General features: G+C 62.0%; 22 protein-coding genes and 1 pseudogene. 10 read left to right on the top strand and 13 right to left on the bottom strand.

Annotation, left to right across the window (positions count from 1 at the left end):
* Positions 1 to 61: 61 nt before the first annotated feature.
* The gene (locus CAURI_RS05280) at positions 62 to 838 is read right to left on the bottom strand and encodes a hypothetical protein (protein ID WP_010187218.1); all 777 of its coding nucleotides are present in this window, start codon (positions 836 to 838) and stop codon (positions 62 to 64) included.
* Between the two features lie 159 nt (positions 839 to 997).
* Here CAURI_RS05280 and CAURI_RS05275 point away from each other — a divergent pair, with 159 nt between their 5' ends.
* Positions 998 to 2137: an Mrp/NBP35 family ATP-binding protein gene (locus tag CAURI_RS05275; RefSeq protein ID WP_029158852.1), complete on the top strand. Its 1140-nt coding sequence runs from the start codon at positions 998 to 1000 to the stop codon at positions 2135 to 2137.
* Positions 2138 to 2144: 7 nt separating this feature from the next.
* Here CAURI_RS05275 and CAURI_RS05270 read toward each other — a convergent pair whose 3' ends face one another.
* The 3 genes from CAURI_RS05270 to sigE all read right to left on the bottom strand — a co-directional run bounded on the left by CAURI_RS05270 (position 2145) and on the right by sigE (position 3970).
* On the bottom strand, positions 2145 to 2693 hold the full coding sequence (locus CAURI_RS05270; protein WP_010187223.1) for a twin-arginine translocase TatA/TatE family subunit: 549 nt from the start codon (positions 2691 to 2693) through the stop codon (positions 2145 to 2147).
* A 67-nt stretch (positions 2694 to 2760) separates the two neighbouring features.
* Positions 2761 to 3210: an anti-sigma factor family protein gene (locus CAURI_RS05265; protein WP_010187225.1), complete on the bottom strand. Its 450-nt coding sequence runs from the start codon at positions 3208 to 3210 to the stop codon at positions 2761 to 2763.
* A 94-nt stretch (positions 3211 to 3304) separates the two neighbouring features.
* Complete coding sequence (sigE, locus tag CAURI_RS05260) at positions 3305 to 3970, bottom strand: RNA polymerase sigma factor SigE (protein ID WP_010187227.1); 666 nt, start codon at positions 3968 to 3970, stop codon at positions 3305 to 3307.
* A 162-nt stretch (positions 3971 to 4132) separates the two neighbouring features.
* Between sigE and CAURI_RS05255 the strand changes: the two genes are divergently transcribed.
* Entirely contained in the window at positions 4133 to 4780 is a 648-nt protein-coding gene (locus CAURI_RS05255) for an O-methyltransferase (protein ID WP_029158853.1), read from the top strand.
* An 83-nt stretch (positions 4781 to 4863) separates the two neighbouring features.
* On the opposite strand, the gene glgC is transcribed toward CAURI_RS05255, so the two are convergent.
* Entirely contained in the window at positions 4864 to 6081 is a 1218-nt protein-coding gene (gene glgC, locus CAURI_RS05250) for a glucose-1-phosphate adenylyltransferase (protein WP_010187231.1), read from the bottom strand.
* Between the two features lie 165 nt (positions 6082 to 6246).
* Here glgC and glgA point away from each other — a divergent pair, with 165 nt between their 5' ends.
* Both glgA and CAURI_RS05240 read left to right on the top strand, forming a co-directional pair.
* A complete protein-coding gene (gene glgA, locus CAURI_RS05245; protein ID WP_010187232.1) occupies positions 6247 to 7401 on the top strand; it encodes a glycogen synthase in 1155 nt (384 codons plus the stop codon).
* An 11-nt stretch (positions 7402 to 7412) separates the two neighbouring features.
* Positions 7413 to 8870, top strand: coding sequence for a GH32 C-terminal domain-containing protein (locus CAURI_RS05240; protein WP_010187234.1), 1458 nt, complete (start codon positions 7413 to 7415; stop codon positions 8868 to 8870).
* A gap of 390 nt (positions 8871 to 9260) precedes the next feature.
* On the opposite strand, the gene CAURI_RS05235 is transcribed toward CAURI_RS05240, so the two are convergent.
* From CAURI_RS05235 to dapE, 7 genes are all read right to left on the bottom strand, one after another.
* Complete coding sequence (locus CAURI_RS05235) at positions 9261 to 10148, bottom strand: methyltransferase domain-containing protein (RefSeq protein WP_010187235.1); 888 nt, start codon at positions 10146 to 10148, stop codon at positions 9261 to 9263.
* Positions 10149 to 10157: 9 nt separating this feature from the next.
* Positions 10158 to 10325 (bottom strand): DUF3117 domain-containing protein, encoded by a 168-nt coding sequence (locus CAURI_RS13385; RefSeq protein ID WP_010187237.1) that lies wholly within the window; start codon positions 10323 to 10325, stop codon positions 10158 to 10160.
* A gap of 131 nt (positions 10326 to 10456) precedes the next feature.
* Positions 10457 to 10753 (bottom strand): DivIVA domain-containing protein, encoded by a 297-nt coding sequence (locus CAURI_RS05230; protein WP_010187239.1) that lies wholly within the window; start codon positions 10751 to 10753, stop codon positions 10457 to 10459.
* Between the two features lie 3 nt (positions 10754 to 10756).
* Positions 10757 to 11494, bottom strand: coding sequence for a glucosyl-3-phosphoglycerate synthase (locus CAURI_RS05225; RefSeq protein WP_010187241.1), 738 nt, complete (start codon positions 11492 to 11494; stop codon positions 10757 to 10759).
* A gap of 3 nt (positions 11495 to 11497) precedes the next feature.
* On the bottom strand, positions 11498 to 12310 hold the full coding sequence (gene folP / locus CAURI_RS05220; protein WP_174878621.1) for a dihydropteroate synthase: 813 nt from the start codon (positions 12308 to 12310) through the stop codon (positions 11498 to 11500).
* A gap of 26 nt (positions 12311 to 12336) precedes the next feature.
* A complete protein-coding gene (locus CAURI_RS05215; protein WP_010187244.1) occupies positions 12337 to 13107 on the bottom strand; it encodes an LOG family protein in 771 nt (256 codons plus the stop codon).
* A gap of 7 nt (positions 13108 to 13114) precedes the next feature.
* Complete coding sequence (gene dapE / locus CAURI_RS05210) at positions 13115 to 14203, bottom strand: succinyl-diaminopimelate desuccinylase (RefSeq protein ID WP_010187247.1); 1089 nt, start codon at positions 14201 to 14203, stop codon at positions 13115 to 13117.
* Positions 14204 to 14294: 91 nt separating this feature from the next.
* On the opposite strand from dapE, the gene CAURI_RS05205 reads away from it, so the two are divergent.
* From CAURI_RS05205 to CAURI_RS05185, 6 genes and pseudogenes are all read left to right on the top strand, one after another.
* Entirely contained in the window at positions 14295 to 15653 is a 1359-nt protein-coding gene (locus CAURI_RS05205; protein WP_010187249.1) for an amino acid permease, read from the top strand.
* Positions 15654 to 15671: 18 nt separating this feature from the next.
* Positions 15672 to 16643 carry a 2,3,4,5-tetrahydropyridine-2,6-dicarboxylate N-succinyltransferase gene (dapD, locus tag CAURI_RS05200; RefSeq protein ID WP_010187251.1) on the top strand — a complete coding sequence of 324 codons (972 nt, stop codon included), beginning with the start codon at positions 15672 to 15674 and terminating at the stop codon, positions 16641 to 16643.
* Positions 16644 to 16731: 88 nt separating this feature from the next.
* Positions 16732 to 18162, top strand: coding sequence for an amino acid permease (locus CAURI_RS05195; protein WP_010187256.1), 1431 nt, complete (start codon positions 16732 to 16734; stop codon positions 18160 to 18162).
* Between the two features lie 791 nt (positions 18163 to 18953).
* Positions 18954 to 19799: a type IV toxin-antitoxin system AbiEi family antitoxin domain-containing protein gene (locus tag CAURI_RS05190; protein ID WP_010187264.1), complete on the top strand. Its 846-nt coding sequence runs from the start codon at positions 18954 to 18956 to the stop codon at positions 19797 to 19799.
* Positions 19800 to 19915: 116 nt separating this feature from the next.
* Positions 19916 to 20076: pseudogene (locus CAURI_RS13985) on the top strand (helix-turn-helix transcriptional regulator).
* Positions 20069 to 20551, top strand: a complete 483-nt coding sequence (locus CAURI_RS05185; RefSeq protein ID WP_174878614.1) for a transcriptional regulator — start codon at positions 20069 to 20071, stop codon at positions 20549 to 20551. Before CAURI_RS13985 ends, CAURI_RS05185 begins: the two are co-directional and overlap by 8 nt.
* Before the next feature lie 196 nt (positions 20552 to 20747).
* On the opposite strand, the gene CAURI_RS05180 is transcribed toward CAURI_RS05185, so the two are convergent.
* A complete protein-coding gene (locus CAURI_RS05180; RefSeq protein WP_010187266.1) occupies positions 20748 to 21311 on the bottom strand; it encodes a GtrA family protein in 564 nt (187 codons plus the stop codon).
* Positions 21312 to 21372: the final 61 nt, after the last annotated feature.

Genomic DNA, 21372 nt, shown 5'->3' with positions numbered 1-21372 from the left:
TTTATGCAGTTCCTTATCGCCATCCCCAGGCGCCGAGGACTGCACCCCAAGCTTGTCTCTTTTAGGATTCCTCGTGGACCAAATCCGAGCCGCCGGAAGAATTGGAGTCACCTTCCTCGTTGAGGTTCTGCATGAGGTTGGCCTCCATCCAGGCGCGCACGGTCGCCTCAAAGTCCTCGGAGTCTTCTACTTTCTGGACAACTTCATCGAGGTCCTGCGCGGTGAGGAACTTGGTAAAGGAGGCAACTTCCAGCTTTTCATCGCGGTTGAATAGCCCGTCTTGGTAGACCACAACGTAATTCTGTGGAAGCTCCGGCTTTGAATTAGGACAGCCTTCGGCACCGGCAGGCTCCACCACGGAGACCTCCGGGGGCAGCGAGGCCATGAGCGCGACGTGGGTGCGCTCCAAAAAGTCCTCGTCCTTGGTGCCTTCTTCCTTGGCAGCCACGTAGTCCTTGGAAATCGCGCGGGCTTCCTCCGGGTTGTAGACGCTTAAGAATTCACCCGTACAGCCGACGAAGAAGTTGCCATTAGTGCTGACCCCGCTGACGTGCTCCCCTCCCTGGCGCACCAGCATTGGCTTCTGAGAAACGGTGGCCGCGCGTCCCTCATCGCGCAGGGTCTGGCGGTAGATTTCCGCCAGCACGCGCTGCTCGTGGGATGTCGGATCAATCATGATGGTGATCGGCGCCGAGTTCACTGGGTTCGGCTCCGGCTTGGGTTCATACCCGGAGCAGGCGCTTAACGACGCCCCCACAACCCCCACCAAGGCCACCCCAACAACGCGGGCGAAGGTGCGGGAACGTGCAATAAGGCGGGGCATCAGAATCAGGCGCATTCTTTCTATTCAACCGGACATGCAGCGCACATGCCGCTGTTCTTCAGGGTTCTCAGTCCGTAGCGCTGGGCCGCGGCATCTGGCTGAATTTTACACACCCCGCTGGCCAGACGGCGGTGTGGCTCTCCCCGATAGCAAGTGACTAGACTAATGCGCGTTATGACTAGCGCTATTACTGAATCTTCCGTTCGCGACGCGCTCACCCGCGTCGATGACCCAGAAATCGGCCGCCCCATCACGGAGCTGGGCATGGTCAAGTCCGTGGCCGTCAATGGTCCGGACGTCGACATCGAGCTTTATCTCACCATCGCCGGCTGCCCGATGAAGGGCACCATCGAGTCCAATACCCGCGCGGCCGTGGCGGAGCTCGATGGTGTTGGCAACATCAGCATCTCCATGACGCCGATGAGCGACGAGCAGCGTAAAGAGCTCAAGCAAAAGCTGCGCGGCGGACAGGCCGAGCCGGAGATCCCCTTTGCCAAGCCCGAGTCCACCACCCGCGTGTTCGCGGTGGCCTCCGGCAAGGGCGGCGTGGGCAAGTCCTCCGTCACGGTGAATCTGGCCGCAGCCTTGGTCAACAAGGGGCTCAAGGTGGGCATCGTGGACGCCGATATCTACGGCCACTCCGTGCCCAGCCTGCTGGGTTCCACTGCAGGCCCCACAGTGCTTGACGACGAAATGCTGCTTCCCCCCATCTCCCACGGCATCAAGCACATTTCCATTGGCCAGTTTGTGGAGGGCAACGCGCCCGTCGTCTGGCGCGGGCCGATGCTCCACCGCGCCCTCCAGCAGTTCCTCGCGGACGTCTTCTGGGGCGACCTGGACGTGCTCCTGCTCGATCTGCCGCCGGGTACCGGCGACGTTGCCCTGTCGGTGGCCCAGCTCATCCCCAATGCGGAGCTGCTGATTGTCACCACCCCGCAGGCGGCTGCGGCCGAGGTTGCTGAGCGCGCCGGTTCCATCTCGCAGCAAACGCGCCAGCGCGTGGCCGGTGTAATTGAGAACATGGGTGCCATGGTCATGCCGGATGGCTCCACCATGGATATCTTCGGCTCCGGCGGCGGCAGCGTGGTGGCCGAGCGCCTCAGCGTCCTGCTGGGCCACGAGGTTCCCCTGCTCTCCAGCATCCCGCTCGATCCGAGCCTACGCGCGGCTGGCGATGCCGGAACCCCCATCGTCATCTCCGCGCCTGACTCCCCCGCTACTGCAGCTATCAACAAGGTGGCGGATTCCATTGCGGTGCGCTCCGATTCCCTCGTGGGCAAGAAGCTCGGCTTGGGTGTCACCCGCAAGGGCTAAATAACCTTTAGGTGACGTCCTCCCAGGAGGAGCTGCCCTCGCCGGTGGGTGCATTCCCACCGCGCGGGGGCTGTGTCGTTTTCGCCTTCTCCCCCGCCGTTTGCTGCGCGCCTAGGTCTGGGTAGACCTGCGAATAATCGAAGGTCGGCCGGCCAGTGTTCTGCTCCGGCGCTGGCTGCGCAGGCTGGTTGTTCATGTCCGCGTCATGCTCGTACGGGCTGGTGTTCTTCTTGATGTCCTCGGCCATCTTCTTCGGGTTGAAGTCGTCCCAGGCGGAATCGTCGCCGTCGAAAAGCGCCTTGGTGATAACCCCGCGCGGTCCCATGCGCGTCCACTCCGCTGCCTGGCTCAGAGGCACCCGGAGGTCATTGAACTCCGCGCCGAGACCGCTCATCTCACCGTTGAGCTCCGCCTTAGCGTTCGCGATGGCCTTGCGCGCCGCGTAGATAGCCGCGCGGACGTCCATAATTACACCGGGCAAGCGCTCGGGGCCGATGATCACCAGCCCCAGCAGCACGATGACAAGGATCTCTACCCAACCAATTGAGGAAAACACGAAACTATCTTAACTACTTCGATGAAGGAGACAGGGCGACGGGCGCGCGGAAGGCTTCGGTCTCTTGTTAGCCCCGCTGGTTGTGCCGGATGGCGCGTACCACCATCTCCACCTTGTCCAAAAAGTCCTGGCGTGGCTGGTGCGCGGGCGCTTCCGCATCCGGCCCGGGGCCGGGGCCCTGGTGGGCGATGCCCGCGAGCTTCGCCATCAGCGAGTCCGGCGCCTTGACATGGGATTCCACGCTGCATTCGCGCACCCACTCGGCGGCATTGCGCTGGTGGTGGATTTCTGCCCGGCATTCTGGGCAGTGCACGAGGTGGATGCGTACGCGGTGGGCATACTTTGCTGGCATTTCGCCGTCGACAAAAGCGACGACCGCCTCGGGCCCCAAATGGCCGATGGTATCTGCCCGCTGGGCGCGGGCCTTTGCCTTATCGCGGACTTTGGCTTGGGCTTCGGTGAAAAACCCGGACAGGCTCAGGGAATGGCCGTCGCCGCTATGCCCTTCTGCTTTCACCTCAACGTCACCTCAACTCAGTGCATGCTCTTCTGCATTGGCCTAGTGCTTAGCTGCGGAATTCTAGCTCTCTAGGACTCAAACGCTGCCCAGTCTAGCGCGTACGCAGCAGGCTGCGGGTGTCCGCGTTGGTCTGGGCTTCCTTTTCCAATGCGGCACGCAGCTGGGAGCGGCCGCGGTGGATGCGGGAGCGCACGGTGCCCATCTTCACGCCGAGGGTTTCGGCGATTTCGTCGTAGCTCATGCCCACGACATCACAGAGAACCACCGCCACGCGAAAGTCCGGCGCCAGGTTATCCAGGGCTGACTGCAACGCCGGGTCCAGGTTGGCCACCGTGTAAGCCTGCTCCGGGGTCATGTCCGTGCCGGGCACGCGCTCATAATCCTCCGGCAGGGCTTCCATGCGGATCTTGGAACGGTGACGGACCATGTCCAAGAAGAGGTTGGTGGTGATGCGGTGCAGCCAGCCGCCAAAAGTTCCCGCTTGGTACTTATCCAAGGAGCGGAAGACGCGCATGAAGGTTTCCTGCGTGAGGTCTTCGGCATCGTGCTGGTTACCGGAAAGGCGATAGGCCAAGCGATAAACTTCATCGGCGTGCTCGGCCACGAGCTCACCCCAGGAAGGCATCTCGGCCTGGCCGGCATCGAATGCAGCGGTTCCGGTCAACTCCTCAGTTTCGCCACTGGCATCATGGCTGCCAGTGGCGGAGAAATCAGTGGAACGGTGAGCGTGCTCAAACTCGCGCTGCTGTGTGGTCATGACGAATATCTTTCTATAGTGCGCGCCGAAACTCCAGCCACAGCCCTGTGAGCAGCCTGTGAATCCGTCACACCTCTTACATGCGCTTCATGCGTCACAGCTCAGGAGAGTTGCGGGCGATTCTCAGCGCGCAGCTGTGACGATTTCACTATGGTTTTCTTTGTGACTACTACGGCTTATGACGCAATGCGTACCTATATCGAATCCACCAGCGAGGTCTCCGAAGTGCTCGCCGGCGCCCGCGCTCACGCGGAGGAGTATGGCCTGCCGGCCCCGGATGAAGCCACCGGCCAGCTGCTCAGCACGCTCGCGGCGATTTCATCCGGCACTACCTCCCGCCCGCAAGCGGTGGCGATTACTCCCGCAGCATCCGTCGTCGGCCTCTATTTGCTTGCCGGCATGCCGGAGAACGGAATCCTTACCTGCATCGATCCGGAGGCCGAGCACCAAGCCAGCGCCAAGCGAACCTTCCGCGAGGCCGGCTACTCCCCCAGCCGCGGCCGCTTCTTGCCCTCGCGTCCGCTCGACATCATGGGCCGCCTGGCTAATGACACCTACCAGGTGATCTACGCCGAGGTCCCCGCGCTCGACATGCCCGCGTTGCTCAAGGCCGCCTGGCCCCTGCTGCACCAGCACGGCACCTTGGTGCTGGCCAATGCACTTCTCGACGGCACCGTAGCCGACCCCTCCCGCACCGACCGCGACACCGCCGCCGCCCGCGAGGCCGATGAATATGCTCGCTCCCTCGAAGGCGCGGCCGTCACGCGCCTGCCCTATGGCGCGGGCTTGACGCTCATCACCAAGCTCTAGTCCACCAAGCATCACAAAAGCGGGCGTGGAGTGGACTTCAATCCACCCGCACGCCCGCTTAGTGCGCTGCGTTGTCTCGCGGCTTAGACCTTGACGTTCTTGCCTACGACGACCACGCCACCTTCGGAAACCTTGAAGCGCTCCTCATCGCGCTCGCGGTCCACACCGATGATGGCACCATCACTGACCACCACGTTCTTGTCCAGGATTGCATGGCGAACTACCGCGCCACGACCGATGCGCACGCCCGGCAGGATGACGGAGCCTTCCACCGTCGCCCCATCCGCCACGTGCACATCCGAAGCCAGCACAGAGTTTCGCACCGTACCGCCGGAGACGATGCAACCCGGAGCCACCATCGAGGACTGTGCAATACCGTTCTGCACAAACTTTGCCGGCGGGAAGTTGGAGTCATCCGTGGAGTGGATAGGCCACGAACGGTTGTACAGGTTGAAGATGGGGTGCACAGAAATCATATCCATGTGCGCCTCATAGAAGGAGTCGATGGTACCAACATCACGCCAGTAGCCATGGTCACGCTCCGTGGAACCGGGCACCTCATTGGCCATGAAGTCATAAACATGCGCCTGCTCACGCTCCACGAAATACGGAATGATATTGCCGCCCATGTCATGCGCGGAGTCCTCATTCTTTTCGTCTTCCAGCAAAGCGTCGATAAGCGCCTGCGTGGTGAAGACGTAGTTGCCCATGGAGGCATAGGTCATGTTCGGGTCATCCGGGGTCGCCGGTGGATTCTCAGGCTTCTCGACGAACTCCGTAATCGTGCCCATCCCATCCGCCTGAATACAGCCAAAGGCAGAAGCCTCCGAGCGCGGGACGCGGATGCCCGCTACCGAACAGTCCAAGCCAGTCGCGATATGCTCCTCCACCATCTGCGCTGGGTCCATGCGGTAGACGTGATCAGCGCCAAAGACGATGACATAATCCGGCTTCTCGTCATAGATGAGATTCAGCGACTGCAGGATGGCATCAGCCGAGCCGTTGTACCAACGCTTACCGCGGCGCTGCTGGGCGGGCACGGAGGCGATGTACTGCGGGGTCGGTCCAGACAGGTTCCACGCTTGGGAGATGTGGCGGTCCAAAGAGTGGGACTTGTACTGGGTCAGCACCGCAATCTTGAGGAATCCTGCGTTGACAAGATTAGACAGCACGAAATCGATCAGGCGGTAGGAACCGCCGAAAGGAACGGCAGGCTTAGCGCGGTCTTCCGTCAGCGGAAAGAGGCGCTTTCCCTCGCCGCCGGCAAGGACAATGGCAAGGACATTAGGAAGGCTTCTCACACCACCCAATTTATAGACGTTTTCTGCATCGCGCAGAAGAAGTGCATTTGTTTTTACCCCCCATTGTCCACCTCACTCCTCCCCCGCCGCTTTCCGACGAACCACCGCACTGACCTGTCCGTCAAGGTTTAGCGCGAGCTGTGGATAATCCGTATTCTGGCGAGTATGAGAGCCGGAATATTTTCTAAGGAGTATCCGCCAGAGATTTATGGCGGAGCGGGCGTCCACGTTGCAGAGCTCACGCGCTTCATGCGTGAGATTATTGATGTCTCCGTGCACTGCATGGGTTCAGAGCGCGATGAGAAGGACGTCTTTGTGCATGGCGTCGATCCTGCTTTGAAGGAGGCCAATGCCGCAGTGCAGACGCTTTCCACTGGGCTGCGTATGGCCAATGCCGCCTCCGATATCGATGTGGCTCACTCCCACACCTGGTACACCGGCCTAGGTGGCCACCTTGCCGGCCGCCTGTACGGCATCCCCCACGTGGTCACCGCGCACTCCCTCGAGCCGCACCGCCCCTGGAAGCGGGAACAACTCGGTGGTGGCTATGAGATCTCCTCCTGGTCCGAGAAAAACGCTATGGAATACGCCGATGCCGTCATCGCGGTGTCGGCCGGGATGAAAGATTCCATCCTGGATGCTTACCCCCGCATCGACGCCGACAAGGTCCATGTAGTCCTTAACGGCATTGATACTCAGGTCTGGCAGCCGGGTGAATCCGCGGTGCTGGATAAGTTGGGCGTCGACAAGCAGCGTCCCATCGTTGCCTTCGTAGGCCGGATTACCCGGCAAAAGGGCGTCAAGCACCTGCTGAAGGCTGCCCAGAACTTTGATGCAGACATTCAGCTTGTGCTGTGTGCTGGCGCGCCGGATACGCCGGAGATTGCGGCAGAGACCGAGACCCTCGTGGAGGAGCTGCGTGCTCAGCGTGACGGCGTGTTCTGGGTCAAGGACATGCTCTCGCGTGAGGAGATCAAGCAGGTCTATTCTGGCGCGGACGTTTTCGTGTGCCCCTCTATTTATGAGCCGCTGGGAATCGTCAACCTCGAGGCAATGGCCTGTGGCACCGCGGTTGTGGCTTCCAATGTGGGAGGCATCCCGGAGGTCGTCGTGGACGGCGAAACCGGCGTTTTGGTCAACTATGACGTAAATGACGAAGCCACCTTTGAAGCTGATCTGGCTGCCGCCGTGAACCGTGTCGCCGCCGATAAAGAGCTGGCACAACGCTTCGGTTCCGCTGGCCGCCAGCGCGCCATCGAGGAATTCTCGTGGGCTACCATCGCGCAGCAGACCGTGGACATTTACCGCTCGTTAATGTAGGAAGGACTGCCGTGACGCATAAAGAAACGCACCATCGCCCAGAACTTCACTTCGTTCCCGATAGCGGGATCCTCGACGCCCCCGCAGGAATCGTCCGCGACGGTCATACCTGGCACCTATTCCACCAGTACCGTCCTGATGCCGGCCAGCCTGCGCGCTGGGGCCATTCCACTTCCGAGGAAACGGCCTTCGAGTGGCTCGACTGCGACGACGTCCTCGCCCCCGTCGGCGGCGAACTGTCGCTGCGTGCAGGGTCCGTGGCGGAAGGAAAGGACGCTCTGAACCTGTACTTCACTTCGGTGACGTCGGTGGGGACGAGTGTGCGCTTGGCGCGCTACACCGACTATGCCGATGAATGCATCGTGTCTGATGATCCTTCGGCTCTCGACCCAGACGTTGTCCGCTTCGGGGAAGCCGTGGGCGCCCATACCAATTATGACCGTTTCCGCTCGCCCTCCGTGGTCCCAGACTGGGCCAAGGAAGACCGCGAAGAGGGGCACGATGGCTGGCTTATGCTGGCGCTGACCGGGCATTCCGACGCGCCGGTACCGGTGATCCTGGACAGCCCCAATGGCGAATCCTGGACACTCCTCGGGCCCTTGAGCTTCGAGGGTGATCCTGGCTTTGAGGAGGGCGAGGTTCCGGCCACCTCCCCCATCCCGCCGGTGGTTTCACCGCGTTTGGTACGCCTGCGCGATGAGGTGGATAGGGATATTTACGACGTTCTCTTCGTCACCTTGGAACGCGAGGGCCGAGATGTCTCCGGCTATATCGTGGGCCGCCTTGATGGCACTGTGTTCACCGTGGCGAAGGGTTTCCAGCGCGTGGACTTTGGCCATGACTTCTCCCGCCCGCGCAACACCAACACCACGACCGGAACGATTCCGCAGGAGTGCCGCTACGACCGCGCAGTCATCCTCGGTCTGCTCAACGGCAACGGCCGTGGTGATGACGCCACCAAACACCCCACCTGGGAAGCCGAGGGCTGGGCGAATAGCCTGTCCCTGCCGCGTGCAGTGACGCTGCAGGGTGGCGTTCTGTACCAGACCCCGGCGGAGGGACTGCCGGATGCCGTGAAGCTTTCGGATTACGCACAGTCGTGGACGGGTGTCCTCGAAGTACCTACGGGTTCGAGCGTGACCGTGACGCTGAAGGACGGCTCTGGCGATACCGCTGCGGTCATTCGCCATACTGGTGAGGAAATCAGCCTGGACCGCTCCATGTCCAAGGCCTTCGATAACTACTTTAAGGACTCCGCTCCTGCGGTGGCTCAGCTGGCTGAGGGAGATTCGGATACGCTCACCGTCATTCAGGATGGTGCCAGCGTTGAGGTCTTCGTCGACGGCGGTTTGGTGGCTATGAGCTCCCGCGTCTACTTCGACGGTGGCTGCTCCGCCATCGAGGTCAGCACCGATGGCGAAGCTGTCATTGAGCAATCGTGGAGCCGCAAGGGAACCAAGCGTTCCTAAGCGCATTAGGCGAAATTATTGAAGGAGGTCCGGAAGCCCGGGCCTCCCTTTCTGTGCGGCTATGTCTCGCTGCCCTCTCTCCTATTTCGCTACCCCCGCTGCCCCGACGCCCTTTACCCCGACGCCTTTCGCGCTCACCGAAAGCCTCACATGACTGCCGCGCGCAACGCCGGTGAGCGCGAAGGGAAAATGCGGCGAAAGTCCGGGTCGATGTAAACACCCGCGCCCTTCGCGCTCACCGCGGACCACAAACTTCCACCACGCCCGCTCCCGGTGAGCGCGAAGGGTGCATTGGAGGGAAGCCTGTAAAGAGTGGTTTAGAGGAAGGCTTAAAAGGGTCGGGTTGTAGGGCCGCTCCGAGGGAAAGGTTGAAAAAGGGAGGGGCCGTAGTTAGGCCGAACGCAGTCGATCCAGGCGGGCGTGGGCCGTCACGGTCAACGTCTGCGGCAAGGAGGCCATGCGCTCTGCCAGGTCTTCCGGACTGATGTGGCGCGCCGATGGGCTCATGCCAACCTGCGCGGCGATGGAAGCCTTATCCAAGACGATGGGGAAGGAAATATCGACCGGGTCGGCAGCCTGCTCCAAGAAACCTTCCGCCTGGGCGTAAAGGCGTTCCACCTTGCCTTCTTCCACTCCGAGGATGCCCAGGGGCTCGCGCAGCTCATCCAGATGGCCCGCCTGCGGAGTCAGCACGATAACCTCCCCGCCCGGTGCGAGAACGCGCTGGAACTCCGCCGGATTGCGCGGGGCGAAAACCACCGAGATGGCGTGAATCGAATCATCCTTCAGCGGAAGGCGCTCCCACACATCCGCAACCACGGCGCCAACTCGCTCATGCGACTTGGCCAGGTGCTTAGCCGCGTGCGTAGAGATATCCAGGCCTACCCCGCGCGCGCCCTCAATAGAGTCCAGGGTGTGCGCGAGATAGTAGCCCGTGCCCGCACCAACCTCAAGGAGTGCTGGGGCGGTGTCCGCATTCAGGCCAGCCGCGTGCTCGGCCGCATCCTGGGTCTCCAGAGAATCCTGCACCGCACCGGTGACTGCCTCCACGAAGGGAGCAAAGTGCCCCATAGCCAGGTAGGTTTCGCGGGCGGTGACCATCGCGGCATCATCGCCTTGATGCTTCAGCCCCGCACCAGCTGCTAGCGTGACGTAGCCCTGCTTAGCCACGTCATAAGAGTGGCCGGTCTCCGACACGAGGCGGGAAAAATTATCCGCGCCCTGCAGGGCGCTGCCATCGGCGGGATCGGCCAGAATATCGACGATATGTGAAAGCATGCTCCTAGACTAGCTAGAAACTGCTACGAGGAGTGAACCCAGCTCCGCTGCTTCTTCTTTGCTGAGCTCAATAACAATGCGCCCACCCCCGTCAGAAGGAATGCGCATGACGATCTTGCGGGACTCCTCTACCGCTTCCATCTCTCCACCAGTGGTACGGGGCTTCATCGCTGCCATATTGAGTCTCCTTCGACTGAGTTTTGTACGTCCTTCTAGTCTAGCCCTTTTTCAGCCGGCGGCGGCAGGCCCGTTCCCACAGGCTTCCGCGCAAGCGCCATCAAGGACTCATCCAAGGACGAACCAAAGGGTTAGGCCGAAGGTTCGGAAGAAGCGTCAGACGACGTCGCCGGCGCGACCTGTAAACGGCGCTCCACCGCAGATAGAAGTGCATCCACTTGGTCCTGGCGGTAGCCCCTCGCGACCACGTCGAAACGCAGGTCGTCGAAGCGCCCCTCGTCGAGGGCACGCAAGTTTTCATAGTCGGTGTCCACAGCCTTGTCGGGAGCCTCCATGACAGGCCCCCGCCCTACCAGGCTTCCCCACGCCCACGTGCCAATGATCACGAGAGCGATGAGGACAACGATCAGCAGAATCCAGGACAACATGCGCTAAATCTTACCCAGCAGCGGCGGTCGTTGGGCAACGGGCCCGACCACGCCCGCGCGGGAGAGGATGGTGCGCGAAACTACATCGGCCATTGGGGATAGCTCGTTGAGGGGGCGGTTACGGTGGGCGCGAGTGCCCAGGTCCACCTCGGCGATGGCGTAGGGGCCAAAGCGCTTGGCGACGTCTATCAGCAACCCCGCTTCCACCCCATAGCCCGCGACGAAAGGCAGCCCCAGGGCTGCCTCGCGGCGAATCGCATATTCCCCGCCCAAAGGCTGATCGATGTGCGCGAGTTCGGGGAAGAACATGCGCAGCAGCGGCTTGGCGCTCAGCTCAGTAACCCGCCCGCCACCAGTGGGCTGACCGTTCAGGCTGCGTGCATAACGCGCCTTGACCAGCTGCACGTGCGGGTCCACGAAAGGCTCATTCAGCGCGGTAACCATGCCGGGCCGCGCGGATTCTAAATCCGCATCGATAAAGACGACCACCTCACCCCGAGCCGCGGCCACCCCGCGCCACAGGGACTCGCCTTTGCCAGGCTGCGGCGGCTCCTCCACCACGTCACGCCAATTGCACACTCGCGCCCCAGCCGCGGCTGCCCGTGCCGCGGTCTCGTCGGTGGAATCGGCGTCGATGACGATGACCTCTAACGGATCGTCCGCCAGGCAGGCACGCACCACGTGCGCGACGGTGCGCTCCTCATTAAGCGCAGGGATAACCACGGAAACACTGTCTGACATGGTTTAGGCTAGCCCCCGCGTCGTGGCCAAGGGCGCCATCTGGCCCTGGATGGCGGCGGTCATGCGGATGACGTCGAGAGTCGGGCCCACCTCATGGACGCGAAAGGCCGCCACACCGCGCGCTGCCGACCATGCCGTCGCCGCCAGCGTGCCCGCGACGCGCTGGTCCACGGCGCGGTCGAGGGTCTCCCCCACAAAGTCCTTGTTCGACAAAGCCATCAGCACCGGCCAGCCGGTCGCCACGATCTCATCGATGCGCCGCAACAGCTCCAGACCGTGGAAGGTGTTCTTGCCGAAGTCGTGCGTGGGGTCGATAAACGTCAGCTCCTCCGGGCAACCGAGGTCGGCGGCGCGCTCGGCCAGCCGCGTGGTTTCTGAGATAACGTCGGCGACGACGTCGTCGAAGTGCACCCGATGCGGGCGGGTGCGCGGGGTCACGCCACCGGTGTGCGAGCACACGTAGCCCACCTTGTGGTGGCCAGCCACCTCGATGAGCTCGGGGTCCCAGCCGGCCCACGTGTCGTTGACCAGCCCGGCGCCCGCGGCGATAGCTTCCTCTGCGACCTCAGCGCGCCAGGTGTCCACGGAGATCAGCGCCTCCGGGCGTCGGCGGTGCAGCTCCGCGATAGTCGGCACGACGCGCTCAATTTCCTCGGCCGCGTCGACGTGCTCACCCGGGCCGGCCTTGACCCCGCCGATGTCGATGATGGAGGCGCCGTCGTCAAGCGCCTGCTCCGCGCGCTGGATTGCGGGGTCGAGCTCGAAGGTGGCGCCCTTGTCGTAGAAGGAGTCCGGCGTGCGATTCACAATCGCCATGACCCGCGCGAGGTGAGGAGCAGGGGTCACTTGTTTTCTTGCTCCCGCAGGCGCTTGTCCGACATGACTTTGTGCGCGGCCAGGATGTGGGCGACGGCTTCGTCGATATCGTCGGTGACGAGGAAGAGATCAAGGTCCTCGGGGCTGATGAACCCGCCCTCAGCCAAGGTCTTCTTCATCCACTCCACCAGACCGGACCAGTATTCGGTGCCCATGAGCACGATGGGATAGTTGGTCACCTTGCCGGTTTGGACCATGCACATGACCTCGAAGAACTCATCCATGGTGCCCATGCCGCCGGGCAGACAGATGAAGGCCTGCGAGTACTTGAGGAACATGGTCTTGCGGGCGAAGAAGTAGCGGAAGTTAAGTCCCAGATCGACATAGGGGTTCAGGCCTTGCTCGTGCGGCAGCTCGATGCCGAGGCCCACAGACAGACCTCCAGCCTCGTGCGCGCCGCGGTTGGCCGCTTCCATGATGCCGGGGCCGCCGCCGGTGATGACGGCATACTTGGCCTCCACGAGTCGGCGGCCCAAGGCCACGCCCAACTGATAGTTCGGGTCATCCTCCGGGGTGCGGGCAGAGCCGAAGACGGTGACGGCCTTGGGCAGCTTGGCCAGGGCGTCGAAACCGTCCACGAACTCGCCCTGGATGCGCAGGACGCGCCAGGGATCGGCATGCTGCCACTCATGATCCGCGCCGGACTGCAGCAGGCGCTGGTCAAAGGTGGAGGACTGCTCTCCAGCAGTGCGCACGAGAAGAGGTCCGCGCAGAGTGCGCAGTTGCTCAGGCGTCATGGTGGTCTTATCCCTTCAGGTAGTTCAAGAGTGCGGTCGAGACTTCGGTGATCTGGGTGACGGGTACTTGCTCGTCCTTCTTGTGGGCAAAGCCCGGATCACCAGCGCCGAAATTGACGGCTGGGGTACCCATCTCGGAGAAACGGGCCACATCGGTCCAACCATACTTGGCGCGGACGTTGCCGCCGACGGCGTCGACAAGCGCGCGTGCCGCTGGCTGGCCCAAACCGGGCAGGGCCGCACCCGCGATGTCATCGACCTCCACGGTGATGTTCTCGTGCTCGCCGAGGACCTCCATCAGGTGCGCCAGCGCCTCCTCGGAGCTGCGGTCGGGGGCGAAGCGGAAGTTAACGAACATCCAGGCCTCGTCCGGAATGGTGTTGGTGGCCACGCCGGATTCGAGGTGAACGATATTGAGGCCTTCCTTGTAGGTGCAGCCGTCAATCTCCACGTCGCGCGGCTGGTAGTTAGCCACGTTAAGCATCACCGGTGCCAAGGTGTGGGCGGCATTGGAGCCGAGCCAGGCGCGGGCCGAGTGCGCGCGGGTGCCGTGGGCGGTAACGCGCACACGGATGGTGCCCTGGCAGCCGGCCTCGATTATGGCGCCGGAAGGCTCGCCCAGCAGGGCCAGATCTCCATGCAGCCACTCCGGGTGATCCTTCTGCAGGTGGCCCAGGCCGTTGAATTCGGTGGCGACCTCCTCACCCTCGTAGGCGATGACCGTGAGATCGTGCTTGAGCTCATCAGAGTCGTACAGCTGCGCAAAGGCGTTGAGGTAGACGGCCATGCCGGACTTCATGTCCACGGTGCCGCAGCCATACATGATGCTGCCGTCCTCCGACATGGTGTGGGGGACGTTATCGGCTAGGGGCACGGTATCGATGTGGCCGGCGAGGACCACGCGGCTTTCGAAGCCCCGATTCGTCCGGGCACAGACGGTGTTGCCGTAGCGTTCCACCTCTACTTTGCTCTGGTCCAGACCACGCAGGGCTTCCTCGACCGCATCGGCGATCGCTTGCTCGTGGTGCGAAGGGCTAGGGATATCCACCAGGGCCTTGGTCAGCTCGATGGGATCGGAGAAGAGATTTAAAGTCACAACCCGCCATGCTAGCGCCCCCGGTTGCTTAGTGCATTGCGTAAAGTACTTCCCGTTGCAAACAATCAACAGCGTTGAAGGTGATTTCCCTATGGCTGCGGCCACTCAACTCAAAACCCGCCACCTCACCATGATGGGCCTCGGCTCCGCGGTGGGCGCGGGACTCTTCCTGGGCGTCGGCCTGGGCATCCAGGTCTCCGGCACCTCCGTTCTCATCTCCTATGCGGTGGCCGGCGTGCTCATCGCCTTGGTGATGTGGATGCTCGGTGAGATGGCCGCCGCGCGTCCTTCGTTGGGCGCTTTCTCCACCTATGCGGGCCAGGCCTTCGGGCCGTGGGCAAGGTTTACGTTGGGCTGGATTTACTGGTTCATGCTGGTCATGGTGATGGGCGCGGAGATTACCGGCGCCGCGGCGATTGTATCCAACTGGTTCGGGGTGGACCCCTGGATTCCGGCGTTGGTGGCCGTGGTTCTCTTCGCCATCGTCAACTTTGCCGCCGTGGGCGGCTTCGGCGAATTCGAGTTCTGGTTCGCCATCATCAAGGTGGCCACCATCGTGGCCTTCCTCGGCGTCGGCGTGCTCATGGCCTTAGGGATCTTGCCGGGCATGGACCTCTCGGTGGCGGGCCACAACTTCACAGAGAACTTCCTCCCCAACGGCGGCCCTGGTTTTGCCGCCGGCTTGCTCGCCGTGGCCTTCGCTTTCGGTGGCATCGAGCTGGTCACCATTGCCGCGGCGGAATCCGAAGACCCGGCACACAACGTGGCCACTGCCGTGCGCGCCATCATCGTGCGCATCATGGTCTTTTACATCGGTTCCATCCTGGTTATCACCCTGGCCTTGCCTTTCAGCTCCATCCAGGATGCCGATGTGGCCGCCGACTCGCCCTTCACGCTGGTCCTTGCGGCCGCGAAAATCCCCTTCGCCGCGGGATTCATGGAAGCCATCATTGCCCTAGCGCTGCTGTCCGCCTTCAACGCGCAGATCTACGCCACCTCCCGCTTGGTGTACGACATGGCTAAGGACCACAGCGCGCACCACGTCTTCTTAAAGACCAACAACTCCGGCTCCCCCATTTATGCGGTGGTGCTCTCCATCATCTTCGCCTTCGCGTCGGTAGCCCTGCAGTACTGGAACCCGCCGGGACTTCTGGCCTTCCTCTTCAATGCGGTCGGCGGCTGCCTGCTGGTCATCTGGTGTTTCATCGTGGCCTCTTACATCAAGCTGCATCCTCAGATGAAGGCCAACGGCGAGCTCACCACGCTGCGCGTTCCGGGCTTCCCGTGGCTGCCGTGGCTCACCGCCCTAGCGCTGGTGGGTCTTACGATTCTCATGCTTTTCGACGCCTCCGCCCGCAACCAAGTCCTCGCCGTCCTCATCCTCACCGTGGCCCTGGTTGTGATCTTCCACCTACTACCGGGTAACTCACGGCGCACGGCCGAGGCCTAGCTGCTAGGGTGTGAGCCTATGACTTCAGCATCCGCACGCGGCCTGGCAACCATTACCCATGACGGCACCGTCCTGGACGTCTGGTTCCCCGCAGTTCACACCGATATCTCTGTAGAAGCCAGCGGCACCGAGCGCTTGGAGGAGGTTCCACAGCAGTTCGCTGACCTGGTTGGTCCCGACGAGGAGCGCGGCGTAGCCCGCATCGCGGTGGAGACCTCCATCAAGGATCTGGACGAGGCTCCTGCCGACACCTACGACGCCTACCTGCGCCTGCACCTGCTCTCTCACCGCGCAGTCAAGCCTCACGGCCTGAACGTGGACGGTATCTTCGGCAAGCTGGCCAACGTGGTGTGGACCAACTACGGCCCCTGCGCGGTTGCCGATTTCCAGATGGTCCGCGGCCGCCTCGCTTCCCGCGGTCCGGTCGTGGTCTACTCCGTCGATAAGTTCCCGCGCATGGTGGACTACGTTGTTCCGTCGGGCGTGCGCATTGGTGACGCCGACCGCGTGCGCCTGGGCGCCCACCTCGCTGAGGGCACCACCGTGATGCACGAGGGCTTCGTCAACTTCAACGCTGGAACCCTGGGCGCCTCCATGGTCGAGGGCCGTATTTCCGCGGGCGTTGTCGTGGGCGATGGCTCCGATATCGGCGGCGGCGCCTCCATCATGGGCACCCTCTCCGGCGGCGGCAAGGAGGTCATCTCCATCGGTGAGCGCTGCCTGCTCGGCGCGAACTCCGGCGTGGGCATTTCGCTTGGCGACGACGCCGTCGTCGAAGCCGGCCTCTACGTCACCGCCGGTACCAAGATTGCCGTCTTTGGCAAGATCGCGGAAGCCCTGGGCTTGTCTGAGGGCGACACCATCAAGGGTTCCAAGCTCTCTGGTGTCTCCGGCGTACTGCTGCGCCGCAACTCCGTAACCGGCGCCGTCGAGGCCGTGGAGTGGAAGTCTGAGGCTGTGGCCCTCAACGAGGACCTGCACAAGAACTAAACGCTGCTAGTTGAGGCCCCCGGTTACTGCGGGGGCTTTTCTTGATCCCGGGCCCCTTTATGCCCAAACACCTTGGCGGCTGCCTACAATGCTAAAGGTGACTGCTCAAAACGATTCCTCCTCTCGCTCACTCGGCAGCGGCTTGAAGGTCCGCCACCTGACCATGATGGGGCTGGGCTCCACCATTGGCGCCGGTCTTTTCTTAGGCACCGGCGTTGGCATTTCTGCCGCCGGTCCTGCGGTCCTCTTGGCCTACCTCGTCGCTGGTTTCCTTGCCATCTTGGTCATGCAGATGCTCGGTGAGATGGGCACGGTTATCCCCGCATCTGGATCCTTCTCCGAATACGCGGAGCACGGTATCGGCCGCTGGGCTGGATTTACACAGGGCTGGATTTATTGGCTTGCCACCGTCGCGGTCCTGGGCGCGGAAATCACCGGGGCCGCCGGATTCATCGGCGCGTGGTTTAATTGCCCGCCGTGGATCCCCGCGGCCGTCTGCGTGGCGCTCTTCGGCACCATCAACCTGCTGCGGGTGCGCTTGTTTGGCGAGTTCGAGTACTGGTTCGCCTTCATTAAGGTCGCCGTCATCATTTCTTTCCTTGTCATCGGTGCGCTGCTCATCTTCGGTCTTCTCCCCGGCCACACCTTCATCGGCACGTCCGTCTTTCTTGCCGACGGCTTCATGCCCAACGGCCTCGGCGGTGTGGCCGCCGGTCTGCTCGCCGTGGCCTTCGCGTTCGGCGGCATCGAGGTCGTCGCCATTGCCGCGGCGGAATCCGAGGACCCCGAGAAATCCCTCGTCAACGCAGTGCGCACCACCATTACGCGCATTTCGGTGTTCTACCTGGGCTCCGTCCTCGTCATCACCTTCCTCCTGCCCTATTCTTCGCTCGGCTCCGCGCAGTCTGCCGCCGAGTCGCCCTTCACCATGGTCTTGGACCGCGCCGGAATCCCAGGTGCTGCTGCCATCATGGAAGTGGTCATCGTCCTCGCGCTGCTCTCTGCTTTCAACGCGCAGATCTACGCTTCCTCCCGCATGATGCACTCGCTGGCTAGCCGCGGCGAAGCCCCGAAGCTCTTCGCCGCCACCGACCGTCGCGGCGTCCCGACCGCGGCCATCGCGTTGTCGGTCATCCTCTCCGCGGTGATGGTTGTTCTGAACTATGCGGACACCGGGTGGCTGCTATCCTTTATGCTCAATGCCGCCGGCGCCTCGCTGCTCATCGTGTGGGTCTTCATCGCGGTGAGCCAGTTGCGCCTGCGCCCGCAGCTCGAGGCCATCCACCCGCTGCCGGTGCGCATGTGGGCCTACCCCTATCTCACGTGGTTCGCCCTGGCGCTCTTTGCGGCCATTGCAGTCCTCATGCTTAGCGACGCCTCCGCCCGCATCCAGCTCTTCTCCGCCGCCACCATGTTCGCTGTGCTAGCCATCGCCGGCGTCATCAATGCCAAGGCCCGCGGCATCTCCCCTACAGCCCGGCTGCCCTTACCTACCGCAGAGGAACTCGAAACCCGCTAGCCGCTCCTCGCCGCCCTGCTCGCCTCCGCGCCTCTTCTCGCAACCGCGCCCCTTCCTCGCTGTCACTCCACCCCTTCGCGCTCACCAGCGCACGATGTAGCGCCGTTTCTCCGATACCCATGGCCGCCGAGGGCATACCGCGTGAGCCGTCACCCCGACAAGCGCCCTTCGCGATCACCAACAATGGGCGAGCAATGACAGGCGCCTGCCACCGTGAGCGCAAAGGTAGGTGGACCCGAGCGGCACCTCTTCCCCTCTACCTCTTCCCTTCACGCTCACGGCTGGGACGTGGGGCGTCGGCAATGAGCACTCGGTGAGCGCGAACGGCGCTCGATGCAATTCCCGGCTCCGATGTAGTTTCCAACCAAGCTCCACCCTTCGCGATCACCGCCGAACGCTCTAGCAGCTAATCAGCGATCCAGGTGAGCGCCAGGGGTAGGGTCCAGGCAGCGGTCCTCTCCGCCCCGCAACTCCACCCCGCCACATCGCCACCCCGCCCTTAGCGCTCACCAGCGATTGCTTTAAGGGCACAGAATCGATTCCGATGGCCGCGAAGGGTAGGGCCAGCACCCGTACGAAGGACGTGGGCTGGGCCGAGCAGCCAGGCTGTGCTATTTGCTACTTGGCGGAGTCCCCAATGGGGCTAGCCAAGAGATAATGGAGATGAATGCCGCAGGAAAATTAGCGACACGTCAACATAACCCCCGGAAAACTGGGCTTCGAACCCGAGTTATCCACAGGTAGGAAGTTGACTATCGACGCGTCGTGAAGCAATGCATACCTTGAGCTTCATGAAGGCATGGACAACCGCGGAGCTCCGTGAGATGGGACTGAGCAAGGAGGCAATCAGGCGGAAGCTCCGCGCGGGAAAACTCTTTCGTGTACACCGGGGAATTTACAGCGATGAGTGGTCGCCGCTGGCCGTGGCACGCGCCCTGGCTCACGGGCTGAGTCGAATACATTTCACGGGTAAGACCGCGCGGGAGATTCACTTGGGACGGAAGTTGACGTTCCCGCTGGAAGCCGAGGGACCGCGCACGCTCAAAGGGAAGAACTTTCGGGTGACACATTCGCGGCTTTCGGCTACAACCAAGGTGAATGACCTGCCTGTGGTCCAGGTGCTGTGGGCTGCCCGTCGTTTAGCATCCGCTTGCGGGCAGCTGCTGGAAGAACACTATCGAGGCAAGACTGGGCCTGAGCGCTTGAGCAAAGACCAGCGGAGAATGCGTCGGATTCCCCGGCGTTTGAAGGAGACTATTCGTCACACGCCCATCGGCGCGGACAGCGTGCCGGAGCGCCAGCTGAGCCGAAGGCTACGAGCGGACGGGATCTTTCCCGAGCACAACGCGCTCATTGCGAACTACCGCTTTGACTTGAAGATGGGCAAGCTCATCGTCGAGGTCGACGGCTGGGAGCACCACAAACATAGTCGTGCTTTTCAAGCAGACCGCTCGAAGCAGAACGCCGCAGTGGCTCATGGATATACGGTTTTGCGCTTTACTGCCGACGATATCCGCTACCACCTCGACGATGCCGTACTTCTCATCAAAACCACACTTGAACAGCTCAAAGGGCGTAAACCGAAGCTTCCGGCTGTGGTGATGCAGCCCTTCTGGGAATGGCATGTTTGCATGTAACCCTGCCTGCATGACAAGTTTTCTTTACATTAAGACATGTAAGCGCGACACACCGTAAAGGAGACTACATGGCCGAGCACCAGAATATGGTCCGCAAATGGCGTCGGTAGCTCGAGATGTCTCAAGCTGACCTCGCTGAACGGGCGGGCGTTTCCCGTCAAACTATCGCCAATATCGAGCGCGGCAACTACTCCCCATCTGTGTACCTAGCTCTCGGTATTTGCCGCGAATTAGGAAAACCGTCGAAGAAGTCTTTGGAGATGAACAACATGATTAACGCCCTTGCTAACTACACCCTCAACGAGATCGAGCGCGCCTCCCACGACGAATTCGAACGCGAAACTTGCTACAAGGCCCTCACCATCAGTGCTTCCCCGACGATGTTCCTCGAACTCGTCGCAGCAGCCATCCTTGCCTGGGTCCTTCCTGGTCAAATGAGCATGCTCTGCTTCCTCGCCATCGCGCCGTCTGTCATCGGCAATGCCATCGGCACGGCATGGCTACGCAAACGCGTCGCTACCCCACTTGCTGGCCGCAACTGGGCTGCAATGGCCGTTTACTTCATACCGGTAATTGCGATTTTCACGGGAGTCGCTTATAACGCCTATGCGCCAGCCGACGGCCACAACCCCACCGCCTATCTAGCCGGCACCGCAGTTGGCGCTATCACTGTCCTAATCCTCGCCCCATTCATCCGCCGCCTTCAGCACCGCTGCGACCAAGAGCGCCTGGACGCCGAACTCGACGACTAGGCAGCTCTCCCTTCCGTCGCATCCCCCTCCCTTCGCGCTCACCGCGGACGGCAGGTTTTGCTATTTGCGGGCGCCAGTGAGCGCGAAGGGTGCAGGGCTTGTCGACGCTCTCCCTTCCCGCTCACCGCAGCAACGAAAAGGCCCCGCCGGTCGACGCTGGTGAGCGCGAAGGGAGGGGCGGGGCGAAGGGCCGATATTAAGCCGGCTCGGTCTCGTGGACCACGACCGCCTTCTTGGGCGTCGAGCGGAAGGTCCACAACTTGTTGAAGATGAAGTTAATCGGCATGGCAACCACGATTGAAATCGCATTAGCCCAGTAGTACATGGTGCGGAAGCCGGTGGTGTCGTCGAAAATATGAGGCGGAAGCTGCAGCGGCGAGGTCGGGTTCATCAGCAGGTACTGCACCGCAAGTGTCACCAAATACGCGCCAATGCCCGTAATGAGGAACGGGAAGAACCCGCGCAGCCACGACACCTTGTTGACGGATTTGAAGGTCCACATGCGGTTGAGCTGGTAGTTCCAGGTATTCGCCACCAAGAAGGCAATCGTGGAAAAGAACATAAACCAGCGCACGTGAAACTGGGTGCCGAAGAGGTTGAACATCGCGTCATGCGGCGTAGCGCCGAACCAGGACAATCCACACTTTGCGGCCAGGATTGAAACTGCAATATTGACCAACGCGCCTGAACCGCCAACCAGACCAAACTTGATGAACTGACCAAGATTCGAGGCAAAGCGAGCAAAGCTCAGATCCGCCATGGACACGCCCTTCGTACAAAATGCTCAATTATGATGAATAAAACTTCGTACGAAGTTTAGT

This window comes from Corynebacterium aurimucosum ATCC 700975 (assembly GCF_000022905.1).
GTDB lineage: Bacteria > Actinomycetota > Actinomycetes > Mycobacteriales > Mycobacteriaceae > Corynebacterium > Corynebacterium aurimucosum_F.
The sequence above is the reverse complement of the archived record's forward strand: the minus strand, read 5'-3'. Positions and strand labels throughout refer to the sequence as shown.

Excerpts from the sequence above, each read along its gene's own strand:
- CAURI_RS05205 (WP_010187249.1), top strand. The coding sequence starts at position 14,295 with ATGGCTGCGGCCACTCAACTCAAAACCCGCCACCTCACCATGATGGGC.
- CAURI_RS05185 (WP_174878614.1), top strand. The coding sequence starts at position 20,069 with ATGATTAACGCCCTTGCTAACTACACCCTCAACGAGATCGAGCGCGCC.
- CAURI_RS05280 (WP_010187218.1), bottom strand. The coding sequence starts at position 838 with ATGCGCCTGATTCTGATGCCCCGCCTTATTGCACGTTCCCGCACCTTC.
- CAURI_RS05275 (WP_029158852.1), top strand. The coding sequence starts at position 998 with ATGACTAGCGCTATTACTGAATCTTCCGTTCGCGACGCGCTCACCCGC.
- sigE (WP_010187227.1), bottom strand. The coding sequence starts at position 3,970 with ATGACCACACAGCAGCGCGAGTTTGAGCACGCTCACCGTTCCACTGAT.
- CAURI_RS05230 (WP_010187239.1), bottom strand. The coding sequence starts at position 10,753 with ATGTTGTCCTGGATTCTGCTGATCGTTGTCCTCATCGCTCTCGTGATC.
- folP (WP_174878621.1), bottom strand. The coding sequence starts at position 12,310 with ATGGCGATTGTGAATCGCACGCCGGACTCCTTCTACGACAAGGGCGCC.
- CAURI_RS05215 (WP_010187244.1), bottom strand. The coding sequence starts at position 13,107 with ATGACGCCTGAGCAACTGCGCACTCTGCGCGGACCTCTTCTCGTGCGC.
- CAURI_RS05180 (WP_010187266.1), bottom strand. The coding sequence starts at position 21,311 with ATGGCGGATCTGAGCTTTGCTCGCTTTGCCTCGAATCTTGGTCAGTTC.
- CAURI_RS05190 (WP_010187264.1), top strand. The coding sequence starts at position 18,954 with ATGAAGGCATGGACAACCGCGGAGCTCCGTGAGATGGGACTGAGCAAG.
- CAURI_RS13385 (WP_010187237.1), bottom strand. The coding sequence starts at position 10,325 with ATGGCAGCGATGAAGCCCCGTACCACTGGTGGAGAGATGGAAGCGGTA.
- glgA (WP_010187232.1), top strand. The coding sequence starts at position 6,247 with ATGAGAGCCGGAATATTTTCTAAGGAGTATCCGCCAGAGATTTATGGC.
- CAURI_RS05225 (WP_010187241.1), bottom strand. The coding sequence starts at position 11,494 with ATGTCAGACAGTGTTTCCGTGGTTATCCCTGCGCTTAATGAGGAGCGC.
- CAURI_RS05195 (WP_010187256.1), top strand. The coding sequence starts at position 16,732 with ATGCTAAAGGTGACTGCTCAAAACGATTCCTCCTCTCGCTCACTCGGC.
- CAURI_RS05235 (WP_010187235.1), bottom strand. The coding sequence starts at position 10,148 with ATGCTTTCACATATCGTCGATATTCTGGCCGATCCCGCCGATGGCAGC.
- dapD (WP_010187251.1), top strand. The coding sequence starts at position 15,672 with ATGACTTCAGCATCCGCACGCGGCCTGGCAACCATTACCCATGACGGC.